This window comes from Methylobacterium gnaphalii (assembly GCF_007992215.1).
Taxonomy (GTDB): Bacteria; Pseudomonadota; Alphaproteobacteria; order Rhizobiales; family Beijerinckiaceae; genus Methylobacterium; species Methylobacterium gnaphalii.
Genome location: NZ_BJZV01000005.1, coordinates 109,750 through 133,454, shown reverse-complemented (window position 1 = coordinate 133,454; position 23,705 = coordinate 109,750). Strand labels below are relative to the sequence as shown.

Genomic DNA, 23,705 nt, shown 5'->3' with positions numbered 1-23,705 from the left:
GTCCGCCGTCTCAGCTCTCCAGCGGCTCGTCGCCGAGATGCTCGATGCCGAAGCCCGAGAGGCCGACATAGGCGCGTGATGAGGCCGAGAGGTTGCGGATCGAGCGGACGCCGAGATCGCGCAGGATCTGGGCCCCGAGGCCGACCTCGCGCCACTGGCGCACGCGCTGGGCCTCCGCACCCTCGTCGGCATAGCGCGAGAGCGGCACGCCGGCGGTGCCGTCGCGCAGGTAGACGAGCACGCCCCTGCCCTCGCGGGCGAAGCGGCGCATGACGCAGTCGATCTGGCCGCCGCCCTCGATCACGTCGGCGACGACGTTGGAGCGGTGCAGGCGCACCAGCACGTCGCGCCCGTCGCCGATCTCGCCATGCACGAAGGCGAATTGCTGGATCGTCTCGAAGGGCGTGACATAGGCGTAGCCCGTCATCGGGCCGTGCTCGGTCTTCACCGGGAAGCTGCCGACGCGCTCGACCAGCCGGTCGCGGGCCTGGCGGTAGGCGATCATCTCGGCCACCGAGACGCGCTTCAAGCCGTGCGTCTCGGCGAAGGCGTCGATCTGCGGCCCCTTCATCACGGTGCCGTCGTCGTTGGCGAGCTCGCAGATCACGCCGACCGGGGGCAGGTTGGCGAGCTTGCAGAGATCGACCGCCGCCTCGGTATGGCCGGAGCGCATCAGCACGCCGCCGTCGCGGGCGATGAGCGGGAAGACGTGGCCGGGGCGCACGAAATCCGCCGCGCCCATATTGCCGTTGGCGAGCGCGCGTACGGTGTTGCAGCGCTGCTCGGCGGAGATGCCGGTGGTCAGCCCGTGCTTCACGTCGACGGTGACGGTGAAGGCGGTGCCGAGCGGCGCGTCGTTCGAGGCAACCATGGGCGCGAGGTTAAGGCGGCGGGCCTCCTCCAGCGTCACCGGCGCGCAGACGATGCCGCAGGTGTTGCGGATGATGAAGGCCATCTTCTCCGGCGTGCAGAGCGAGGCGGCGACGACGAGGTCGCCCTCGTTCTCGCGGTCGTCGTCATCGGTGACGACGACGATCTCGCCACGGGCAAAGGCCTCGACGGCCTCGGAGACGCGGGAATGATGGGTCACGTTCGACTTCCGGTTCTTCAGGCGCCTTGGGTCGGTTCGCCGACCTGACCGCGATGGCGCAGATAGTGATCCGCGAGCACGCACGCCATCATGGCCTCCGCCACCGGCACGGCGCGGATGCCGACGCAGGGGTCGTGGCGGCCCTTGGTGACGATCTCGACGTCGCGGTTGTCGCGGGTGACGGTGTTGCGCGGCGTGAGGATCGAGGAGGTCGGCTTCACCGCGAAGCGGCACACCACGGGCTGGCCGGTGGAGATGCCGCCGAGGATGCCGCCGGCATGGTTGGCGAGGAAGGTCGGCGCGCCGGCATTGCCCGAGCGCATCTCGTCGGCATTCTCCTCGCCGCGCAGTGACGCGGCCGCGAAGCCGTCGCCGATCTCGACGCCCTTCACGGCATTGATCGACATCATCGCCGCGGCGAGATCCGCATCGAGTTTCCCGTAGACAGGCGCCCCGAGTCCGACCGGAACGCCCTCCGCGACCACCTCGATGACGGCGCCGATCGACGAGCCGTCCTTCCGGATCTCATCGAGATAGGTCTCATAGGAGGCGGCGGCCTTGGCGTCGGGGCAGAAGAACGGGTTCTGCCCGACCTGATCCCAGTCCCAGTTCGCGCGGTCGATGGCGTGCGGGCCCATCTGCACGAGGGCAGCACGGATCGTCACGCCGGGCAGGATCTTGCGGGCGATGGCGCCGGCCGCCACACGCGCTGCCGTCTCGCGGGCCGAGGAGCGTCCACCGCCGCGATAGTCGCGGATGCCGTATTTCGCGTCGTAGGCGTAGTCGGCATGGCCCGGACGGTAGCTGTCGCGGATCTCCGAATAGTCCTTTGAGCGCTGGTCGGTGTTCTCGATGACCAGCGCGATCGGCGTGCCGGTGGTGAGCTGGCGGCCGCCCGTACGGTCGTCGGAGAAGACGCCGGAGAGGATCTTCACCTGATCGGGCTCGCGGCGCTGCGTGGTGAAGCGCGACTGGCCCGGCTTGCGCCGGTCGAGCTCGGCCTGGATCTCCTCCGCCTCGATCGCGAGCCCGGGCGGGCAGCCATCGACCACGCATCCGAGGGCGACCCCGTGGCTCTCGCCGAAGGTGGTGACGCGAAACAGGTGGCCGAATGTGTTGTGGGACATCGTAGGCCCGCTCTAGCGCGGGAGGCGGGGACGCACAAACACGAGCGTGCATGGCGCCACCGCGTCGCGCCTCAGCGCGGCGGCAGCGGCACCTTGGACAGCCTATTCAGCTCCGCAATCGTCAGGTCGCAGCCATAGATGCCCTCGGCATAGGCGCCGATCGAATATTGCCCGAAATAGACCGAGGCCTCTTTTTCCTTGATCGACCAGTTGCTGAGGTCCTTCACCACCTCGGAGATCTTTTTGGCGAGATCCGGATCGTCGGCATCGTCCCCCGCTCCGCGCTCGACCTTCTCTGCCTTGACCTGCTTGAGGCAGCTTTTGTCGATCTCGGCCTGCGCCTTGGCGTCGAACAGGTCGGAGAAGCCGACGATGCGGCCCGTGCGCAGGTCGATATGGAGCCCGTGGCCGCTGGCACCGCCATGGGCACCGCCGCTGTATTCGTAGCCGGTGGACCAGATTGAGAGGAAGTCGGGCGAGGCATAGGAGATCGACCAGGTCTCCTCGTTGCTCCAACTGCGGTCGTCCGGCTCGTCCTTCTTGTAGGTGATGCTGGCCACATCCTCGTCGGCCTTCTTGTTCAGAAGCTGCTCGCCGGGCGTGGCCGGATCGGCGAACTTGTAGAGCTGCACCGCGACATCGATCTTGTCGCGGCTGCCGGACTGGCGGACGAAATACGGGACGAGGCGGCTTTTGAGGCCGGGGCCGGACTCCGGACGCGCTGTGAGCATGCCGGTGCGGGCGCCGTTGGCATCTGCGACGCAGGCTGCGGGGCTCTTCTCGCCCTTACAAGTCTCGTTGCGCTGCTTCAGCCAGGCGCGCTGGTCGTCGAGGGCCGCCTGTTTCTGCGGGCCGGTGAGGCCGGCGCGCAGCGTGTTGAACGCCGATTCCATGGCGTCGTCGGAGGCCTTGGCGGCGGGATCGGCGCAGATCGCCTTCTCCATCGGCGTGCCCGCCTTGGCGCAGTCGAAGGCCGATGCGGGCAGGATGCCGGCCAGCAAGGCTGCGAGCGCCCCAGCAGCCTTGGGAAGTTCCTGCCCCATCACGTTCGCTCCGGCCCGTCTAGCGGCCAAGCTAAACCCTGCCGCGGAGCGTGACGAGATGCTTCGGAGCCTGTCTGATGGTTGGGGGGCCGCAGCGTTGTTGTGACGTGGGCTCAGCGCGGCCGGGCCAGCACGCCGCCGGAGATCGCCTCGCCGACGCCGGTGGTGCTCGGGAAGGTGATCGGCAGGCCCTTCATCGAGCGCATGGCGAGATAGGCGAAGGCCTGGGCTTCGAGGAAGGCCGAGGACCAGCCGATCGTGTCGGCCATCAGGATCTCGGCATCGAGCAGGGCATTGAGGAGCCGCATCAGCTCGCCGTTCTTGGCGCCACCCCCGGCGACGACCCAGCGCGTCGGGCGCTCGGGGGCGTGATCGAGGGCGAGCAGCACGGCGCGAGCGGTGAAGGCGGTCAGCGTCGCGGCGCCGTCCTCGGTGGAGAGCTGGCCGGCGAGCTTGTGCGAGAACCAATTCCGGTCGAGCGATTTCGGCGGTGTCCGCGCGAAGAACGGATGCTGCAGCAGCCAAGCGAGAAGCTGGTCGTCCGGCTTGCCACGGGCGGCGGTGCGGCCGCCATCGTCGAGGTTCTTGCCCTCGCGTTCCTGCATCCACTCGTCGATCAGCGAGTTGCCCGGACCGGTATCGAAGGCGACGACGCCGCCGCTCGAATCGATCAGCGTCGCGTTGGCGACGCCGCCGATATTGAGGATGCCGAAGGGCCCCTCGAAGCCGGCGGCCTCGGCGAGCGCCTTGTGGAAGATCGGCACCAGCGGAGCCCCCTGCCCGCCCGCCTCGATATCGGCGCGGCGCAGGTCCGAGACCACGGGGATGCCGAGCCGGTCGGCCAGCGCCTGGCCGTCGCCGATCTGGATCGAGATGCGGTGCTGGGGCCGGTGGATCACCGTCTGGCCGTGGAAACCGATCACCTCGATATCAGCGGGCGTCAGACCGTTATCCGCGAGGAAGCGTTCCACCGCCTCGGCATGGGCGCGGGTGACGAACTCCTCCGCCTCCGGCAGGCGGCCGGGCCGATCGCTTGGCAGGATGACGCTCTCGGCATCCTTGGTGGCGGCGCGCAGCAGCACGCGCTCGTCCTCCTCGTAGCCGCGATAACCGGTCGGCCCGAGGGGCTCGAGGAAGTTGTTGCGGCTCTTGACGACGTGGACCGCCTCGCCGTCGGTCTCGATCAAGGCGACGTCGACCCCGTCCAGCGAGGTGCCGCTCATCAGGCCGATCGCGCGCTTCATCGCCATGTCTTCACGCCCCGTGCCTTTCGCCGGCTGCCCTGTTAAGAGCCGGCCCATCCCCGATGCGGGGAGCTAACATGCTGGTGGCGATCCTGTCGCGCCACCCCGAACTCGAGACCGATTCGATATGAGCGCCGCCGAGAGCTTCTCGCCAAAATCCGATTTCCTGCGGGTGCTGACCGAGCGCGGCTATATTCACCAGACCTCCGACCTCGAGGGGATCGATACGGCCGCCGCCGAGGGCCGGCTGACGACCTATGTCGGCTACGACTGCACAGCGGCCTCGCTGCATATCGGCCACCTGCTCTCGATCATGATGCTGCACTGGCTGCAGGCGACTGGGGCCGGCAAGCCGATTGCGCTGATGGGCGGCGGCACCACCCGCGTCGGCGATCCCTCCGGTCGTGACGAGACCCGCAAGATCCTGACGCTCGAGCAGATCGAGGAGAACAAGCGCGGCATCGGCAAGACCTTCGCCAAGTTCCTCACCTTCGGCGAAGGCCCTGGCGAGGCGCTGATGGTCGACAATGCCGAGTGGCTGACCAAGCTCAACTACATCGAGATGCTGCGCGACATCGGCCGACATTTTTCCGTGAACCGCATGCTGTCGATGGACAGCGTGCGCATGCGGCTGGAGCGCGACCAGGAGCTGTCGTTCCTGGAGTTCAACTACATGATCCTCCAGTCCTACGACTTCGTGGAGCTGAACCGCCGCTATGGCTGCATCGCGCAGATGGGCGGCTCGGACCAGTGGGGCAACATCGTCATGGGGCTCGATCTCGGCCGCCGCATGGGCACGCCGCAGCTCTATAGCCTGACCTGCCCGCTCCTGACGACCGCGTCCGGCGCCAAGATGGGCAAGACCGCGGCCGGCGCCGTCTGGCTCGATGCCGGGATGCTGTCGCCTTACGATTACTGGCAGTTCTGGCGGAACACCGAGGATGCCGATGTCGGTCGCTTCCTGAAGCTGTTCACGCTGCTGCCGATGGACGAGATCGCCCGTCTCGCAGCGCTCGGCGGCGCCGAGATCAACGAGGCGAAGAAGACGCTTGCCACCGAGGCGACAGCGCTGATGCATGGTCGCGAGGCCGCCGAGGCTGCCGCCGAGACGGCGCGGAAGACCTTCGTCGAGGGCAGCGTCGCGGCGGACCTGCCGACCGTCACCGTCTCGGCCGATCTGCTCGATGCCGGCATCGGCGTGCTCACGGCCTTCGGGCCGGAATACGCGCGGCTGGTGCCGTCGACGAGCGAGGCGCGGCGCCAGATCAAGAGCGGCGGCCTGCGCGTCAACGACGTTCAGATCAGCGACGAGCGCGCGGTGCTGCGCACGGCCGATCTCACCGGCGATGGCGTGATCAAGCTCTCCTTCGGCAAGAAGAAGCACGTGCTGCTGAAGAAGGGCTGACCGCTCCGGGTTCACCGCCCGCCATCTCCCCCGACGGGTGGGGAGGCAGCGGAGCCCGATCCGGGATCCGGCAGGGATGCCGCGAGGCGTCCCGATCTCGGCGCAGCTTCTGTCGAGCCGCCGATGCGGCGCTTGCTGCGCTCGGTCCCGGCTCACCCCTTGTTACGATCCCCGCGGCCGGGGATCGGCCGCGTGACGATCGAAGGGCTCAACCGTGGACCGTGAGGCGCCTCAGTCGATATCCTCGACGGCCTCCGTCGCACCGTAGACCCGCGCGGCGAGCGAGGCCTCCATGAACGGGTCGAGATCGCCGTCCAGCACCGCGTCCGGATCGGTCGACTGCTTGCCGGTGCGCAGGTCTTTCACGAGCTGATAGGGCTGCAGCACGTAGCTTCGGATCTGGTGGCCCCAGCCGATATCCGTCTTTGAGGCGGCCTCGGCATTGGCCTTCTCCTCCCGCTTCTTCAGCTCGGCCTCGTAGAGGCGCGCGCGCAGCATGTTCCAGGCGGTGGCCCGGTTCTTGTGCTGCGAGCGCTCCTGCTGGCAGGCCACCACGATCCCGGTCGGATTGTGCGTGATGCGCACCGCCGAATCCGTGGTGTTGACGTGCTGGCCGCCGGCGCCCGACGAGCGGTAGGTGTCGATGCGGCAGTCGGATTCCTTGATCTCGATCTCGATCCGATCGTCGATCACCGGATAGACCCAGACCGAGGCGAAGCTCGTGTGCCGCCGCGCGTTGGAATCGTAGGGCGAGATGCGCACCAGCCGGTGCACGCCGGACTCAGTCTTGAGCCAGCCATAGGCGTTGTGGCCCTTGATCAGGAGCGTGGCGCCCTTGATCCCGGCCTCTTCGCCGTCGGTCATCTCGACGATCTCGACCTTGAACTTCCGGCGCTCGGCCCAGCGGGCATACATGCGTTGCAGCATGTTGGCCCAGTCCTGGCTCTCGGTGCCCCCAGCGCCTGCATGGACTTCGAGATAGGTGTCGAAGCCGTCGGCCTCGCCCGAGAGCAGCGTCTCGACCTGGCGGCTCGCGGCCTCCTTCTCGACGGCCTTGATCGCGTTCTCGCCCTCGGTGATTGAGTCCTGGTCGCCCTCCATCTCGCCGAGCTCGATCAGCGTCGCGCCGTCGGCGAGGTCCTGCTCCAGCTTCCTGATGGCGCTGACGGCCTCGTCGAGCTGCTGACGCTCGCGCATGACCTTCTGCGCGGCCTCGGCATCGTTCCAGAGGTCGGGGTTCTCGGAGGCTGCGTTCAGCTCCGCGAGGCGTTTATCGACTGTATCCCAGTCAAAGATGCCTCCTCAGCAGCCCTATAGACTGCTTGGCGGCATCCGAGCTCTGCTCGATCTCGGCGCGCATCTGGTGTGGCTCGTGTGCGGTGAAGGCCGGGGTGATACCGGGGGCACCCGGCGCTGTAAACCGCATCTCACCCAAGCTGTTTCGTCCCGCTCGCGTACCATGTTGTCCCGCTGAGCTCGGCAGGCGTCAGGTCAGGTGATCCGTCCTTTCGCAATTCCTTCTTCGGCGGGAGCACCGGGTCCAGCGCTGCGTTTGCAGGCAGGGCCCAGTCCCAGGGCGCTGCTTTCGGGGTGGGAATCGCATGGGCAAAGACCGGAGAACCGTCGTCGTCACCGGCGCGAGCGCGGGCGTCGGACGAGCGATCGCGGTCGAGTTTGCCCGCAATGGCTGGAACGTCGTCCTCGTTGCGCGAGGCGAGAAGGGTCTGGAGGGAGCCAGGCGCGAGGTGGAGCGCGAGGGTGTGCGGGCTCTTACCTTCGCGGTCGATGTCGCGGACCCGGATGCGATCCAGCAGGTGGCGGACGAGACGGCGGCGCGTTTCGGCGCCATCGATGCATGGGTCAACAATGCGATGGTGACGGTCTATGCCCCCGTCGCTCGTATGACCGCGGAGGAATTCCGGCGCGTCACCGACGTCACCTATCTGGGGCAGGTGCACGGGACGCTGGCCGCGCTCCGGCACATGCTACCGCGCGATCGCGGAACCATCGTGTCGATCGGCTCGGTGCTGGCCTATCGCTCGATCCCGCTGCAATCGGCTTACTGCGCGGGAAAGGCGGCCGTCCGCGGCTTCGTCGATTCGCTGCGTACCGAACTCCTGCACGACCGCAGCGGCGTCAGGCTGTCGATGGTCCATCTGCCAGCCGTGAACACGCCCCAGTTCGACTGGGCTCGCTCCACCCTGCCCCGCAAGCCGAAGCCGGTGCCGCCGATCTTTCAGCCCGAGGCGATTGCCCGCCATGTGTATCGCGCCGCGCTTGATGCGCCACGCGAGCTCTGGATCGGCACATCCGCCTGGACGGCGATCCTGGGCAACATGCTGATGCCGGGCCTGATCGACCGCTATCTCGGGCGCAACGGCTACCAGGGCGAGATGTCGAACCGCGCCGAGAGCGGCGAACGGCCGGACAATCTGTTCGATCCCGTCGATACCGACCCCGGAGCGCATGGACGGTTCGACGCCGACGCCTCACGATACGTCGTGGCGGCCGATCCCGCATGGTTGCGCGTGGGCGCAGCGGCAGCGCTGGGACTGGCGGCCGGCGCGGCCCTGCTCGTCGCCCGGCGCGGAACGATGTCCCGTTAGCCTGAAATGGCCTTCCGGGATTCGAGGAAGGCGGCATGTTCGGCGACGAGGTCGCCGCTCAGCGCCTTTTCGATCAGGACCTGGGTGCCGGGAACGCCGTAGAGCGCGATGAACGAGCCGAAGCGCGGTCCCTGCGCCTCTCCGAAGAGCAGGTTGTAGATCGAGGCGAACCAGGTCTTGGCCACGCCGGGGCGTCCGTCGGGGCTCTTCGACTTGCCCGAGAGATCCGGGAAATGCCGACGGCCGACCTCGTAGACCACGGCCTGCAACGCTTCGGGATCGGTTGAGCCGGCGTGCTCGGCAAGCGTCTGTGAGAGATCGTGCAGGGCTGCAGCCTCTTCCTCGGTCGGCGCACGGTAGGCCTTATTCGGGCGCACGAAGTCCCGGTAATAGGCCAGAGCCCGGTCGACGAGCGCGGCCAGCCGCGGATGCGTCTGCGGACCGACATCCGGCGCATATCGGCGGATGAAGCCCCACAGCACGTCCGGCGTCTCCGCATTGGCCACGGCGACGAGGTTCAGCAGCATGGCGAAGCTCAGCACCGTGCCGGAGGCGTCGATCGCTTCCGGAGCCGGCGGGTTGCCGGCATGCAGGTGCCAGACCGGGTTGCCGAGACGCAGCTTGGCATCCTGCTTGGGGTAGCGGCCGAGGAAGTTGTCGTACTCGTCGACGTGGCGCGGAATCACGTCGAAGAACAAGCGCTTGGCCTCGCGGGGCTTGTTGTACATGTAGAGCGCCAGGGAATCCGGCGTGCCGTAGGTCAGCCACTCGTCGATGGTCAGGCCGTTGCCCTTCGACTTCGAGATCTTCTGGCCGTGCTCGTCGAGGAAGAGCTCGTAGTTGAAGCCCTCCGGCGGCTCGGCGCCGAGCGCGCGGGCGATCTGGCCCGAGAGCTTGACGGAATCGATCAGATCCTTGCCGGCCATCTCGTAATCGATGCCGAGCGCCACCCAGCGCATCGCCCAGTCGGGCTTCCATTGCAGCTTGGCATGGCCGCCGGTGACGGGGGTCTCGTAGACCTCGCCGGTCGCCGGATCGCGCCAGACGATGGTGCCGGTGGCCGGCTTCACCTCGTCGATCGGCACCTGCATGACATGCCCGGTGACCGGGTGGACTGGCAGGAAGGGCGAGTACGAGGCCGAGCGCTCGGCGCGCAGCGACGGCAGCATTATCGCCATCACCGCCTCGTAGCGGTCGAGCACCAGGCGCAGGGTGTCGTCGAAGACCCCGGCCTTGTAACACTCTGTAGCGGAACGGAATTCGTAGTCGAAGCCGAAGGCGTCGAGGAAGCGGCGCAGCTCGGCATTGTTGTGGTGGCCGAAGCTCTCGTGGGTGCCGAAGGGGTCGGGCACTCGCGTCAGCGGCAGGTTCAGCGCAGCCGTGAGCGCGTCCTGGTTGGGGACGTTGGTCGGCACCTTCCGCAGGCCGTCCATGTCGTCGGAGAAGGCGATGAGCCGCGTCGGCACACTGTCGTTGGTGAGCACGCGGAAGGCGTGGCGCACCATCGAGGTGCGCGCGACTTCACCGAAGGTGCCGATATGCGGCAGGCCCGAGGGGCCGTAGCCAGTCTCGAACAGCACCTCCGCTTTCGGCTTGCGCTCGAGCCGCGCGACGAGTTTGCGCGCCTCCTCGAAGGGCCATGCAGCCGCCGTGGCGGCAGCCTCTACGGTATCGGGGTCGAGAGCGAGCGGGACGGTCATGGGCGAGACTTACTATGGACCGGGTCCGGGCCGGTCAACGCGATGGCACAGAGCGCTTTGCGACGAAGTGGATGCCAGTCCGTCGAAAGAAAGCGCGTCAAACCAGACCTTGAGCCTCCGGCCTGATGCAATCAGGCCGGATACGGCTCTAGAACGGGCTGATGGGAAAGAACCGCAGGTAGAGTTCCGCATATTTGCCGTCGTCCCAGACGCGCTGCAGGGCGTCGTCGAGGGCGCGGTTCAGCGCGGCATCCTCGCTGCGCGTGACGAGGCCGATGCCCTCGCCGAAATAGCGGTTCTCCAGATAGTCGCCGCCGACGAAGGCGCAGCAGCCCTCGGAATCCTGGCCGCCGATCCAGAGGGCGAGGTTGAGCCCATCGGCGAAGACGTAGTCGACCTCCCCTCGCCTCAGCGCGGCCTCCGCCGCCGAGAGATCCGGGAAGGGTTTCGGCACAGCAGCGGGGAAGAAGGTTTTCAGATAGGCCGCGTGCGCGCTGTTCTCGATCACGCCGACATTCTTGCCCGAGAGGGCCTGCGCAGACGGAGCGGGCTGCCCCCTGTCGCCGCGCGAGACGAAGCGCGCCGGCCAGCGGAAATACGGGCGCGTCGCCAGGAAGCGGGCGCGCAGGCCCGGCGTCAGCGGGATCGCGGCGGCGACGACGTCGCCCTGCTTGTCGCCCAGCGCATCGAGCAGCGTGTCGAAGCGGCGCGCCTGCACGGTGCACTGGATCGAGAGGCGTTCGCAGACCGCGCGCGCCAGCTCCACCGAGAAGCCGGTCGGGTTGCCGTCGGGCCCCGCGAAATGCAGGGGCGGAAACTCGTCGTCGGTGAGGAATCGAACCGGACGCCCGAGCTGCGGCGCCTCGACCCGCTCGCCGCGCGCACGCGGATTCCAGAAGTTCGGGATCGTGACGGAGGGGCTCGACGGCTGTGCCACGGGTGCGGCCGGAGCCTGCGCCTGTGTCGAACCTGCCGCACCGGCCAGCAATAGGGCGAAGGTTAACAAACCGTTCACAACCAGAACGCGCACGACGCTTGCTCGTCGCGGGCGGTTGCGATGGCTTTGCGGAAGGGATGACGAGATCGGGCTCACCGCGCCTCCCTACCATACCGTCGAGCCCCTCGGGAGCGTCCATCATGGCGGTCCTCGACAGGTCCATCGTGGCACGTGGCGCGCTCGGCGAGGGACCGGCGGCGGAAGCCGTGATGCTTCCGCCGGAGATCGGCTTCCTGCTCGCGGCAGGATTTCCCTACCAGACGCTGGCCGAAGCGGCCGAGACGGCACCCCGATGCCGGATCGATGCGGCGACGACACTGCTCAATACGGGGCTCATCAGCGAGGACGTCTTCTACCGCGCTCTGGCCGCTTCGCTCGGCGCTCCGTTTCTCGAAGACATCCGCCTTTGCCTGTCGGCAGGCACGCAGCAGGTGCTCGAGGATGGCGCTGCACCGTTGGTGCAGCCATCACCCCGCGCCGCAGTCAGCGCACCGCGCGGACGCGCCGTGGCTCAGCTGATCGAAGCGCGGAAGCGCTCCGCCGTTCTTCCCGCGATCACGACACCGACCCGGCTGCGGCTTGCCGTGTTTGCGCAACGCGCTGACGCCGTCGCGACCGAGGCCGCAGATGGCCTGCAACAGCACTTTCCGGAATGGTCCTGCCGGCCCGGTGTCCAGCCAGGCGACTTGATCGTCGTCGGTACCGTGCTCGCCCTGCTGTTTCTGATGACGAGTCTTCCGAACGGACTCAGCATGAGCCTGCTCGGGCTGCTTCAGATCGTGACCGCGGCGATGCTGACGGTACGGCTCGCCTCCATCTTCGTGTGGTCGCGTCCCAACGCCGTCGCCGGCATGCGTTGTCTCGGCGATGACGCGCTCCCGACCTACACGGTGATGGTCGCGCTCTGTCGCGAGGCGCGCGTCGTGGATCAGCTGCTTCTATCCCTCGGGCGCCTCGACTACCCGCAGGCGAAATTAGACATCAAGTTCCTGATCGAGGCCGACGATGCCGAGACGGCTGCCGCCCTGCGGCGGGTGCCGATGCCGGCGCGGTTCGAGGTCGTCACGGCACCGCCGGGGCTGCCCCGGACGAAGCCACGCGCGCTGAACGTGGCTCTTCCCCTGGCCCGCGGCGACTATCTCGTCGTCTACGATGCCGAGGACGTGGTCGACCCGCGCCAGCTCCGGCTGGCCGCCACGCTCTTCGCGCGGGCGCCCGCCACGACGGCTTGCCTGCAGGGGCGGCTCCTGATCGACAATTGCAAGGACGGCTGGCTGACCCGGCTGTTCACCATCGAGTACTCGGCCCTGTTCGACGTGCTGGGGCCGGCGCTTGCCGCGTGGCGGATGCCGACGCCGCTCGGCGGAACCACGACGCATTTCCGGACACGCGTTCTGCGCGAGCTCTATGGATGGGACGCCTGGAACGTCACCGAGGATGCCGATCTCGGCATCCGCATGGCCCTGGCGGGCTATCATGTCGGCGACCTGCCGAGCGACACCAAGGAGGAAGGGCTCGTCAAGGTGAAGCCCTGGCTGCGCCAGCGAACGCGCTGGATGAAGGGATTTCTGCAGACGAGCTTCACCCATCTGCGCCATCCGCGGGAGACTTACGGTCGATTGGGTCCGGTCGGGAGCTTCTTCGCGCTGACGCTCGTGCCGGGGACCGTCCTGTCGGCGCTGGTCTATCCGCTCCTGACGCTCTGGACGATCTACCAGATGCTGCTCGGTCCGCAGGCCGAGGCCGGCATCCTCTCAGACGCGACACGGATGGGCTCGCACGCCGTCTTCGTCGGAGGGCTTCTCGCGATGGTGCTTCCGGCGCTCGTCGCCTGCCGGCGACGCAAACGCCACGATCTGATGCTCTGGACCCTGTTGCTGCCGTTCTATTTCGGGCTGGTCAGCGCCGCGGCATGGCTGGCGGTCTTCGAACTCGCCCGCCATCCGCACCGCTGGAACAAGACCGAGCACGGGCTGGCCCGCACCTCGCGCAGTGGTGCACGGCTGACGCGCTCCGGTCTCAGATCCGCTTCGCCAGCTCCGCGGCCGATTCCTGCGATGGCCGCTGCAGGTTGAGGGAACCGATGAACTCGTTGCGGGCGCTCATGATGTAGACGAGCGCGGTGTGCTCCATGACGTAGTCGCCGTCCTTGCCCTCCACCTTCTTGGCATAGCCGCGATAGGCCTTGAGCGCCGCGGTGACCTGCTCGGGCGTGCCGGTCAGCCCGGTGATCCGCGGGTCGAAGCTCGACAGGTATTCCTTCAGGGCGGCCGGATTGTCGCGCTCGGGATCGACGGTGACGAAGGCGACCTTGAGCTTGTCGGCCTTGGGGCCGAGGGCGGCCAGCACATCGGAGATCTGCTGCAATGTCGTCGGGCAGACGTCCGGGCAATGCGTGAAGCCGAAGAACATCAGGTGCGTCGTACCGGCGAAGTCGCGCTCGGTGACGGTCTTGCCATCCTGGTTCACCAGGGTGAACGGGCCGCCGACGGCGGCGGTCGCGGCCGGTCGGCCCTGCGGGACGAGGTAGACGACGGCGGCTGCCGAGAGCAACACGATGCCCGCGACGAAGGCCAGGAGCGGCAGGAGGATGCGGCGCGCGGCAGGCGTGGCAGCGGGCATGGCGGATCGACCGATCTTGATCAGGTGGGCTCGGCGTGCCCGCCCCTTTACCGCCTAGCCCCCTGCCCCGCCAAGGATCCGCAAGCGCGCAGGGCTATGGCCGCGTCGAGACAGGGCGCCCTTGTCACGCGGCCGCGCTGCTCAGATCGCCAGCCGATCCGGCGCGGTGCCGATGATCGCCTCGGCCTCGCGGAGGCCTAACGCCTCGCCGACCATCAGGATCGCCGGGCCTTCGAGTCCGGCCGCTTCGATCCGTGCCGCGAGGTCCGCAGCCGTGCCGGTCACGGTGGCCTGATCGGGCCGCGTGGCGTTGAAGACGACGAGGGCTGGCGTCGCGGGGGCGAGGCCCTCCGAGATGGCGCGCTCCAGCAGGACGCCGAGGGTGCGCTTGGGCATGTAGACCACGGTGGTGACGCTCGGATCGGCGAGCGCCCCCCAGTTCAGGTCTTCCGGCAGCGCGCCGCGGCGGTCGTGGCCGGTGACGTATTGCAGGCGGCGCGCGGCGTCGCGATGGGTCAGCGAGACGCCGAGCGAGGCGGCGGCGCCCTGGGCGGCCGTGACACCGGGCACCACGGTGCAGGGCACCCCGGCGAGACGGCAGGCTTCCAGCTCTTCGCCGGCCCGCCCGAAGACCAGCGGGTCGCCGGATTTCAGGCGCACCACCTGCTTGCCGGTCTTGGCCAGCGAGACCATCAGTGCGTTGATGTCGTCCTGGCGGCAGGAGGGGCCGTGCCCGGTCTTGCCGACGAGCATGGTGCGGGCCTCGCGGCGGGCATAGTCGAGGATCTCGCGGGCGACGAGGTCGTCGTAGAGGATGACGTCAGCGTTGCGCAGCGCCCGCAGGGCCTTAAGAGTCAGGAGCTCGGCATCGCCTGGCCCTGCCCCGACGAGCGTTACCGCGCCGCCCTTCGGAGCGGCCTCGGTCTCGCCCAGCAGCTCCGTGAGATCGCCTTGCGTCGGGGCTCGGTCGGGTTCGGCGAAGGCGCGGTCCGTGAAACGCTCCCAGAAGCCGCGGCGCTCGGCAAAGCCGTGGAAGCGTTCCGAGACCCCATCGCGCCAGTCGCGCGCTGCCGCAACCCAGCGACTGAACCCGCGCGGCAGCATCGCCTCGATGCGCGCCCGCACCGTCTGCCCGAAGACGGGGGCTGCGCCCTCCGTGGAGATGCCCACCACCAGCGGCGAGCGGTTGACGATGGCGCCGAACTTCACGTCGCAGAGATGCGGCCGGTCGACGGCGTTGACGATGGCGCCGGCCGCGCGCGCCGCGGCGACGAAGGCGATGCAATCCGCCTCGTCCTCCGTCGCGCCGATGGCGAAGGCGGCCCCTGCCAGATCCTCCGGGGTCCAGCCGCGCCGGTGCAAGGTGACGGAGCCGGCGGCGATCTCGCCCGGCACGGCCAGCAGTTCCTCGCTCGGCTCGGGCGCGTAGACGTCGACAAGGGCGCCGGCGGCGGCGAGCAGCTTCACCTTCCAGGGGGCACCGCCATTCGAGCCGGCGAGCACGGCGCGCTTGCCCTGCAGCGGCACGAAGACGGGCAGCACCGCCAGCGGCTCGAGGCCGGCGCGGGTTTCGCGGGGTTGGCGGGGCGTGCTCATCGACGAAAGCGTGGGTCTCGACATCGTGCTCACTGCGAACGTGACCTCACGCAGCGTCGCGCGCAAGCGCCGCGGGCAGCAGCTTGCGGATCTCTGGGATGCACGAGCCGCAATTCGTGCCGGCCTTGCAGGCCGCGCCCACTGTCTCGACCGAGCCGGCGCCTGCCGCGATGGCGGCGGTGATGACGTCGAGCCCGACGCCGTGGCAGGCGCAGATCACCGGGCCAGCGGAGGCCGTCTGCGCCCTTCCCGAGAGCAGGCTGCGCCGGTCGGCCGCCGTGATCTCGTCGGCGGCGAAGACCTGCTTGGCGAGTTCCCAGTCCGGCCGCCGCTCGCCCGCCTCGACGGCGAGGCAGGCCATGAGGCGGCCGTCACGATAGGCCGCGAGCCGGTAGAGCCCGCGGGCATGGTCGGAGTACTCGGCGATCTCGTGGCCTGGAAACAGCCCGCGCAGGGCGAGCGCCACTTCGCGCGAGCCGTCCTGGGTCGCGAAGATCAGGCCGTGGCCGCCCTGAACGGCGGCGCGCGTCCACCACCAGCCCGCGGTGGCCGGCATCGCGGATCGGGTCAACAGGTAGCCGCGCGAGCGATAGGCGACGGGCGTGACGGCGGCCGGCGTCGCCTTCAGCTCGGGCTGGCCGGAGACCGGGTCCGGTGCCCCTCGCACCAGGGCGACGACGCGGCCATGCGAGGCGGTCATGTCGCTCCAGTGCATCGGCGCGAACACGTTCCCCGGCTGCGCACCGTCGGTGACCGCGACTTCGAGGATGGCGCTGGCATGGTCCGTCGAAACACGGGCGAAGCCGCCCTCCGTCAGCCGGTAGCGCACCGCGTCGTCGGGGTGGATCTCCAGGAAGGGCGCCGCACGGTGGGCCGAGAGGCGCTGGCTCTTCCCGGTGCGCGTCATGGTGTGCCAGTGGTCGCGCACCCGGCCAGTGTTGAGGATCAGCGGCCGCTCGGCGGTCGGGACCGAGGCCAGGGCCGGCGGCTGAACCGCAACGAAGCGGGCGCGCCCGTCGAAGGTGTAGAAGCGCCCGTCCGCGAAGAGGCGCGCCCTGCCCTTGCGAGGATCGCCCGATCGCTTCGGGATCGGCCATTGCACTGGCGTTGCGGTATCGTAGGCGCGGTCGCTGATCTCGGCGAGGCCGCCGAGATCGAAGTCGCGGGTCCCCTCATTCTCGAAGGCTGAAAGCGCCGCGTGTTCGCGAAAGATCTGGGCGGCGGAGGTGTAGGCGAAGGAGGCTCCGAAGCCGAGGCGCTTGGCGACGTCGCTCATGATCGCCCAGTCGGCCCGCGCCTCGCCGGGCGCGGCGAGGAAGCTGCGCTGGCGCGAGATGCGCCGCTCGGAATTGGTGACCGTGCCGCTCTTCTCGCCCCAGGCGAGCGCCGGCAGCAGGACGGTTTTCTTCGCCGTGGCCCGGGCGGTGTCGGTCGTGGCGAGCACCTCGGAGACCACGTAGAGATCGAGCCCCGCGATCGCCTCGCGCACGGCATCGGCGCGGGGCATCGAGACGAGGGGGTTGGTGCCCATCACCCAGAGCGCCTTGATCTTGCCCCGCGCGATGGCCTCGAACATCGCCACCGCCTTCATGCCCTCGCCGGTGATGATGTTCGGCGCATCCCAGAAGCGGCGGACGCGGTCGACCTCCTCCGGAGCGAAGTGCATGTGGGCGGCCAGCATATTGGCGAGCCCCCCGGCCTCGCGCCCGCCCATGGCGTTGGGCTGGCCGGTCAGCGAGAACGGCCCCATGCCGGGCTGGCCGATCCGTCCCGTCGCGAGGTGGCAGTTGATGATGGCGTTGCCCTTGTCGGTGCCCTGCGCCGACTGGTTCACGCCCATGCTGAAACAGGTCACCACGCGCCGCGTGCGGGTGAACATCTCGAAGAATGTCTGGACGTCCGACTCGCCCAGTCCGGTCGCGGCGGCGGTGGCGGCGATGCTCGGCGCGATGCTTTGGGCCCGCTCCAGGGCGGCGTCGAAGCCTGCGGTATGGTCGGCGACGTAGCCGCGGTCCACGGCGCCCTGCGTGGCGAGATGCACGAGCAGCCCCGAGAACAGGGCGGTGTCGGTGCCTGGCCGAAGGCCGAGATGCAGGTCGGCCTCCTCGCCGGTCTGCGTGCGGCGCGGGTCGATTGTGACGATCCGCGTCCCGCGCTTCGCCTTCGCGTCGGCCATGCGCCGGAACAGGATCGGGTGGCACCAGGCGGTGTTGGAGCCGACCAGCACGATGAGGTCGGCCTCGTCGAGATCCTCGTAGCAGCCGGGCACCGTGTCGGAGCCGAAGGCGCGCCGGTGCGCCGCCACCGCGCTCGACATGCAGAGCCGGGAATTGGTGTCGACATGGGGCGTGCCGAGGAAGCCCTTCGCGAGCTTGTTGGCGACGTAGTAATCCTCAGTCAGGAGCTGGCCGGACAGGTAGAAGGCAATGGCGTTCGGGCCGTGCTCCTCGGCGATCCTGCGCAGGCTGCCGGCCACGGTGCCGAGCGCGCCTTCCCAGGTCACCCGGGAGCCGTCGACCATCGGATGCAGCAGCCGGTCGTCGAGCCCGAGCGTCTCGCCGAGCGCCGAGCCCTTCGAGCAGAGCCGGCCGAAATTAGCGGGATGCCCGGGATCGCCCGCGATGCCGGCGCCCCCCTGCCCGTCCGGGCTCGCCAGCACGCCGCAGCCGACCCCGCAATAGGGGCAGGTGGTCTTCACGACGGCTGGCGTGGCGTCGGACACGGGCACGGTCATGGCGTGATCCTCGGCAGGGGTGGGGTCAGCAACAGCAGGGTCGGGCCGAACCCTCCCCCCTCAGCGGGGGAAGGTTTGATGGGCTGTCAGTACACGTCGGCCTGATACCGCCCCGCTTTCTTCAGGCCCGCGAGATAGGTCACCGCCTCGTCCGGGCTCTTGCCGCCGTGCTGGGCGGCGATGTCGATGATCGCGCGCTCGACGTCCTTGGCCATGCGCTTGGCGTCGCCGCAGACGTAGAAATGCGCGCCGCCCTCGAGCCACTTCCAGAGATCGGCGCCGGTCTCGCGCATGCGATCCTGGACGTAGGTCTTCTCCTTGCCGTCGCGCGACCAAGCCAGCGACAGGCGGGTGAGGATCTTGTCGTCGCGCAGCTTGGTCAACTCGTCCTTGTAGAAGAAGTCCGAGGCCTGGCGCTGATGGCCGTAGAACAGCCAGTTGCGGCCCGGCGCCCCCGTGGCGGCACGCTCGCGCAGGAAGGCGCGGAACGGGGCGATGCCGGTGCCCGGCCCGCACATGATGACGTCCTTGGAGAGGTCCTCCGGCAGGGCGAAGCCGTGCGCCTTCTGCAGGTAGATCTTGACCTTGGTCTGCTCGGGCAGACGCTCGCCGAGATGGGTCGAGGCGACGCCCAGCCGCAGGCGCGAGCGATGGTTGTAGCGGACCGCGTCGACGGTCAGCGAGACCCGGCCGGCGTCCATCTTCGGCGAGGAGGAGATCGAGTAGAGCCGCGGCTGCAACTCGTCGAGCGACTCCAGGAAGACTTCAGCATCGGGCCGGGCGCCTGGGAATTTGTGGAGTGCGCCGAGCACGTCGAGATAGGCGGCGTCGCCATCCGGATCCTCACCGGCCGCGAGCGCCTGCGCCTTCTTGCGCGCCTCGCCGGAGGTGAGCAGCGAGAGCAGCTGGTAGAGCCCGTCCGGCGCCGCGCCGAGGGAGTAGTCGGTGAGCAGCGCGTCGCGCAGCGTACGGCCACCGATGATCCGCTCCGGACGCGCGCCGAGTTCGGCGATCACCGCATCGACCAAAGCCGGGGCATTGGCCGGGAACAGCCCGAGGGAGTCGCCGACGGCGTAGTCGATCGGCGTGTCCTTGAGGTCGATCTCGACGTGCCAGGTCTCCTTCTCGCCGCCCGGAGCGTTCAGGCGCGTACGGGAGAGAAAGGTCGCGTAGACGGGGTTTTCGCGGCAATAGCCGAGGGGACCAAGCGCAACGTCAGCCTTCGGCGTTTCGCCTGACTCCGCATTTGCCGGGGCCGCGCCGCCGGAGGCGCCGAATTCCTCCTCCAGCTTCTTGAGCATGCGCAGCGTCTCCTTGCCGCCGGGCTGGCAGAGGTTCAGCCGCTCCTCCTTCTTGAGGAAGATCGCATTGGCGTAGTCGGCGCAGTTGTACCCGCACTGGCCGCAATCCTGCTGGGCCATGGCGGCCATCAGCTTCTGCGGCTCCGAGGCATCCTTGGCCATCGCCATGCGGTCGGCGATCGGCGTCGCCGGGTCGTGCCAGGGCGCATCATCGTTGTCGGCGAGCTTCGGGCCGGCCGAGGGGCCCTCGCCTGGCGCCAGCGCGGTTGCGCCGCCGACGGCTGGGCCGAGCAGGGCCGCGAAATAGCCCGACAGCCAGGCGCGCTGATCGGTGTCGAACGGGGCCGTCTCGGGGATCAGGACGAGCGGGGGAGCGACGTGCTGGGTCATGCTGCGGCCTTGAGGACGGGCTGTTCTTCGGCGGCATCACGCAGGGCCTCGGGGCCTTTGCGCGCGGTGAAGGCCTGGAAGCTCTCGTCCTTGCTGGTGCGCAGGGCGATGTAGGTCTTGAGCAGGGCTTCGACCCGGCCGGGGCAATCCTCGGCCTTCACGGCCTTCCAGATCTCGGTGCCGATCTTCGGGTTCTCGGCGAAGCCGCCGCCGACCACGATGTCGTAGCCGGCGACCATGTCGCCGTCCTCGCCCACGGGCACCTTGGCGCCAATCAGGCCGATATCGCCGATATAATGCTGTGCGCAGGAATGGTGGCAGCCGGTGAGGTGAACGTTCACCGGCACGTCTAGGTCGCTCACCGTCCGCTCGACATGGTCGGCGATGAGGATCGCGTCGCCCTTGGTGTCGGCGGCCGCGAACTTGCAGCCGTTACTGCCGGTGCAGGCGACGAGGCCCGAGCGGATGCCGGCCGCCTTGGTGGTAAGCCCAAGGGCCGCCACGCGACTTTCGACTTCGGCGACCTTGGCGTCCGGCACGCCGGAGAAGATGAAGTTCTGCCAGACCGTGAGACGGATCTGCCCGTCGCCGCATTCCGACGAGATCCTGGCGAGTTCGCGCATCTGGTCGGTGGTCATCTTGCCGACGGGCAGGACGACGCCGACCCAGTTCAGGCCGTCCTGCGCCTGCCGGTGCACGCCGACATGGCTGAAACGGTCAGTCGGCTTGCGAGGAGCAACGTGCTCGGGAGCAACCCGATCGAGCTTGCGCCCGAGCTTTTCTTCGACGGCGGCGAGGTACTTGTCGAAGCCCCAGGCATCGAGGACGTATTTCATCCGCGCCTTCGCCCGGTTGGTGCGGTCGCCATTCTCGATGAAGACGCGGATGATCGCGTCGGCCACCAAGTTGCAGTCCTCGGGCTTGAGGACGATGCCGGTGTCGCGGGCGAGGTCCCTGTGACCGGAGATGCCGCCGAGGACGAGGCGCATCCAGACGCCCGGCTCGACGCCTGCTCCCTCCACCACCTCGACGGCCTGGAAGCCGATATCGTTGGTCTCCTCCAGCACCGGCATCACGCCGCCGCCGTCGAAGGCCACGTTGAACTTGCGCGGCAGGCCGTAGAGCGAGCGATCGTTGAGGATCCAGTTGTGCCAGGACTTGGCGAGCGGGCGCGTGTCGATGAGCTCCTGCGCGTCGATGCCGGCGGTGGGCGAGCCGGTGACGTTGCGGATGTTGTCGGCACCCGCGCCGCGCGCGGTCAGGCCGAGATCGGTCAGGCCGTCGAGGAAGGCCTGGCCGTGCTCCGGGGTGATCTCGCGCACCTGGAGATTGGCGCGCGTCGTGACATGCGTGTAGGGGCCACCATGCGCGTCGGCGAGATCGGCGACACCGGCGAACTGCCAGTGCTGAAGGATCCCGTTCGGGATACGCATCCGGCACATGTAGTGAGTCTTGTTCGGCGCGAGCCAGAACAGGCCGTGGTAGCGCCAGCGGAAATTGTCCTCCGGCTTCGGCTGGGTGCCGGCGGCGGCCTCGCGGATCAGCCGGTTATGGCCATCGAACGGGTTCTCGGCCCGCTTCCACTTCTCCTGGTCGCAGAGCTTGCCGCCGTCCTTGACGGTCTTGTCCTGCGCCTTGATGTGGATCGCATCGGGCCCCGTCGGCTCGGACGGGGCCGCCGCGGCACCTCCCCCGAGGGCGAGGCCGCCGGTCAGGCGAGCGGCGGCGATGCCCGAGGCGAAGCCTTCGAGGTAGCGCTTCTGCTCGGCGTTGAAGTCTCCGGCCATGGTCATGTCCGTTACGCTGCAAGGGCTTGCGGTTCGCGGCGCCCGAACATCAGGTCGTCGCGGTCGTCGAGGGTGAGAGGGGCGCCGGAGCGGATCAGCTCCTTGCACCGAGCCTGCTCGGAGATGTCTCCGACAAAGACCGCGCCGGCCAGGCGGCCATCGATGATCGTCAGCTTGCGGTAGAGGCCGGCGGCGGCGTCGTGCACGGTGATCGCGTCGGTGCCCTCGGGCGTGTCGACGATGCCGGCCGAGAAGACCGGCAGGCCCGAAACCTTGAGGCTCGTCGCCAGCGAAGTGCCGGCATAGGCCGCCTCCTCGCCGATGAGATGCCGGGCCAGCACGTCGGCCTGCTCGTAGGCCGGCTCGACGAGCCCGTAGGCGATGCCGCGATGCTCGGCGCATTCGCCCAGCGCGAAGATGCGCGGGTCCGAGGTCGTCATGTGGTCGTCGACGGTGATGCCGCGCCCGGTTGCGAGGCCGCAGGCCTGCGCCAGGGCGGTCGAGGGCCTGATGCCCACCGACATCACCACGAGATCGGCCGGCAGCACCGTGCCGTCCCTGAGCCGCACGCGCTCGACCCTCCCGTCGCCCTCGATGCCGGCGGTGTCGGCCGAGAGCCGCATCGTCACACCGCGCGCCTCCATCGCTGCCGTCACGAGGCGGGCAGCGGTGTGGTCGAGCTGGCGCTCCATGACCCGGTCCATGACGTGGAGCAGCGTGGTGTCGACGCCGAGCCGGGCGAGGCCGACGGCGGCTTCGAGGCCGAGCAGGCCGCCGCCGATGACGATCGCCTTCGCCTGGTCCACCGCCGCCGAACGGATCGCGGCGACGTCGGCGAAATCGCGAAACGTGACGACGCCGGGCAGATCCGCGCCTGGCAGCGGCAACCGGATCGGCAGCGAGCCCACGGCGAGAACCAGCCGGTCGAAGGGCAGGACGTGGGTCTCGCCGACGACGACCAGACCGTTCTCGCGGTCGACCGCCGTGACCGGTGCGCCCGTGATCAGCCGGATGCCGTGCCCGGCGTACCAGTCGAGCCCGCGGAAGCCGCAGGCCGCCTCGTCGACCTCCCCGCCGAGCAGCGAGGAGAGCAGCACCCGGTTGTAGGCGGCGACCGGCTCTGCCCCGACGACGGTGACGTCGAAGCGACCCGGCGCCCGTTCCGTCAGCCGCTCCAGGAAGCGGAGCGAGGCCATGCCGTTGCCGACGACGACGAGTCTTTCCCTCGCACTCATGACACGCTGACCCTCGTCCTCAGGCTGCGAGAGAGGCGGGCTTGGCGTGGCGCGCGTAGAGGAACTCGAGCACCGCGGCGCGGGCATGCACGTAGGCGGCATCCTCCACGAGTTCGAGCCGGCGGCGCGGACGCTTCAGCGGCACCTCGAGGATCTCGCCGATCGTGGCGGAGGGGCCGTTCGTCATCATCACGATGCGGTCGGAGAGTAGCACGGCCTCGTCCACGTCGTGCGTGATCATGATGACGGTGTTCTTCAGCCGCATCTGGATCTCCATGATCGAGTCCTGGAGATGCGCGCGGGTGAGCGCGTCGAGGGCGCCGAAGGGCTCGTCCATCAGCAGCACCTTCGGTTCCATGGCGAGCGCCCGGGCGATGCCTACGCGCTGCTTCATGCCGCCGGAGATCTCGGCCGGACGTTTGTCGGCGGCATGCATCATGTTCACGAGGGCGAGGTTGTGCTCGATCCACTCGGCTCGCTCGGTGCGGCTCTTCTTGCCGGCGAGCACCTTGTCGACGGCAAGCGCGACGTTCTCGCGCACCGTCAGCCAGGGCAGAAGCGAGTGGTTCTGGAACACCACGGCACGGTCGGGGCCGGGAGCGTTCACCTCCTTGCCGTCGAGCAGCACCGCGCCGGTAGAGGCCTTGAGCAGGCCGGCGACGATGTTGAGCACCGTCGACTTGCCGCAGCCGGAGTGACCGATGATCGAGACGAACTCGCCTTTGGCGATGGTGAGGTCGACCTCGCGCAGCACCTCGGAGGTCTTGCCGGCGCGGGTGAAGCTGATGCCGACCTGGGAGAGGGTGAGGTGGGACATGCGCGTTCTCC

Annotated in this window: 17 protein-coding genes; 3 read left to right on the top strand and 14 right to left on the bottom strand. The window is 68.8% G+C overall.

Annotation, left to right across the window (positions count from 1 at the left end):
• Window positions 1–10: 10 nt before the first annotated feature.
• From ribB to MGN01_RS06310, 4 genes are all read right to left on the bottom strand, one after another.
• Window positions 11–1,090 carry a 3,4-dihydroxy-2-butanone-4-phosphate synthase gene (gene ribB, locus MGN01_RS06325; protein ID WP_147045750.1) on the bottom strand — a complete coding sequence of 360 codons (1,080 nt, stop codon included), beginning with the start codon at window positions 1,088–1,090 and terminating at the stop codon, window positions 11–13.
• 17 nt (window positions 1,091–1,107) lie between these two features.
• Entirely contained in the window at window positions 1,108–2,217 is a 1,110-nt protein-coding gene (gene aroC / locus MGN01_RS06320; RefSeq protein ID WP_147045749.1) for a chorismate synthase, read from the bottom strand.
• A 71-nt stretch (window positions 2,218–2,288) separates the two neighbouring features.
• Window positions 2,289–3,260, bottom strand: a complete 972-nt coding sequence (locus MGN01_RS06315) for a DUF3298 domain-containing protein (RefSeq protein WP_147045748.1) — start codon at window positions 3,258–3,260, stop codon at window positions 2,289–2,291.
• Window positions 3,261–3,373: 113 nt separating this feature from the next.
• On the bottom strand, window positions 3,374–4,510 hold the full coding sequence (locus MGN01_RS06310) for an anhydro-N-acetylmuramic acid kinase (protein ID WP_147045747.1): 1,137 nt from the start codon (window positions 4,508–4,510) through the stop codon (window positions 3,374–3,376).
• A gap of 121 nt (window positions 4,511–4,631) precedes the next feature.
• Between MGN01_RS06310 and tyrS the strand changes: the two genes are divergently transcribed.
• On the top strand, window positions 4,632–5,909 hold the full coding sequence (gene tyrS, locus MGN01_RS06305) for a tyrosine--tRNA ligase (RefSeq protein ID WP_147045746.1): 1,278 nt from the start codon (window positions 4,632–4,634) through the stop codon (window positions 5,907–5,909).
• 231 nt (window positions 5,910–6,140) lie between these two features.
• Here tyrS and prfB read toward each other — a convergent pair.
• A protein-coding gene (gene prfB, locus MGN01_RS06300) for a peptide chain release factor 2 (RefSeq protein ID WP_147045745.1) occupies window positions 6,141–7,269 on the bottom strand; the annotation gives its coding sequence in 2 pieces (ribosomal slippage) (window positions 6,141–7,199 and window positions 7,201–7,269; 1,128 coding nt in all).
• 241 nt (window positions 7,270–7,510) lie between these two features.
• On the opposite strand from prfB, the gene MGN01_RS06295 reads away from it, so the two are divergent.
• The gene (locus MGN01_RS06295) at window positions 7,511–8,515 is read left to right on the top strand and encodes an SDR family oxidoreductase (RefSeq protein ID WP_147045744.1); all 1,005 of its coding nucleotides are present in this window, start codon (window positions 7,511–7,513) and stop codon (window positions 8,513–8,515) included.
• Here the strand turns inward: MGN01_RS06295 and MGN01_RS06290 are convergent.
• Window positions 8,512–10,215 carry a lysine--tRNA ligase gene (locus tag MGN01_RS06290; RefSeq protein ID WP_147045743.1) on the bottom strand — a complete coding sequence of 568 codons (1,704 nt, stop codon included), beginning with the start codon at window positions 10,213–10,215 and terminating at the stop codon, window positions 8,512–8,514. The two genes, MGN01_RS06295 and MGN01_RS06290, sit on opposite strands and share 4 nt — an antisense overlap.
• Before the next feature lie 148 nt (window positions 10,216–10,363).
• On the bottom strand, window positions 10,364–11,245 hold the full coding sequence (locus MGN01_RS06285) for a transporter substrate-binding domain-containing protein (protein WP_147045742.1): 882 nt from the start codon (window positions 11,243–11,245) through the stop codon (window positions 10,364–10,366).
• 107 nt (window positions 11,246–11,352) lie between these two features.
• Here MGN01_RS06285 and MGN01_RS06280 point away from each other — a divergent pair, with 107 nt between their 5' ends.
• Entirely contained in the window at window positions 11,353–13,287 is a 1,935-nt protein-coding gene (locus MGN01_RS06280; RefSeq protein WP_238257710.1) for a glycosyltransferase family 2 protein, read from the top strand.
• On the opposite strand, the gene MGN01_RS06275 is transcribed toward MGN01_RS06280, so the two are convergent.
• The 7 genes from MGN01_RS06275 to MGN01_RS06245 form a co-directional block, all read right to left on the bottom strand.
• On the bottom strand, window positions 13,232–13,834 hold the full coding sequence (locus MGN01_RS06275) for an SCO family protein (RefSeq protein ID WP_147045741.1): 603 nt from the start codon (window positions 13,832–13,834) through the stop codon (window positions 13,232–13,234). The two genes, MGN01_RS06280 and MGN01_RS06275, sit on opposite strands and share 56 nt — an antisense overlap.
• A gap of 141 nt (window positions 13,835–13,975) precedes the next feature.
• On the bottom strand, window positions 13,976–15,430 hold the full coding sequence (gene cysG / locus MGN01_RS06270; RefSeq protein WP_147045740.1) for a siroheme synthase CysG: 1,455 nt from the start codon (window positions 15,428–15,430) through the stop codon (window positions 13,976–13,978).
• Window positions 15,431–15,476: 46 nt separating this feature from the next.
• Complete coding sequence (locus MGN01_RS06265) at window positions 15,477–18,164, bottom strand: nitrate reductase (RefSeq protein ID WP_147045739.1); 2,688 nt, start codon at window positions 18,162–18,164, stop codon at window positions 15,477–15,479.
• A gap of 86 nt (window positions 18,165–18,250) precedes the next feature.
• Complete coding sequence (locus MGN01_RS06260) at window positions 18,251–19,855, bottom strand: sulfite reductase subunit alpha (RefSeq protein ID WP_147045738.1); 1,605 nt, start codon at window positions 19,853–19,855, stop codon at window positions 18,251–18,253.
• Window positions 19,852–21,642, bottom strand: coding sequence for a NirA family protein (locus MGN01_RS06255; protein WP_147045737.1), 1,791 nt, complete (start codon window positions 21,640–21,642; stop codon window positions 19,852–19,854). The genes MGN01_RS06260 and MGN01_RS06255 overlap by 4 nt, the downstream gene beginning before the upstream one ends.
• 11 nt (window positions 21,643–21,653) lie before the next feature.
• Window positions 21,654–22,877, bottom strand: coding sequence for an NAD(P)/FAD-dependent oxidoreductase (locus MGN01_RS06250; protein ID WP_147045736.1), 1,224 nt, complete (start codon window positions 22,875–22,877; stop codon window positions 21,654–21,656).
• Between the two features lie 19 nt (window positions 22,878–22,896).
• Complete coding sequence (locus tag MGN01_RS06245) at window positions 22,897–23,694, bottom strand: ABC transporter ATP-binding protein (RefSeq protein WP_147045735.1); 798 nt, start codon at window positions 23,692–23,694, stop codon at window positions 22,897–22,899.
• Between the last annotated feature and the right edge of the window lie 11 nt (window positions 23,695–23,705).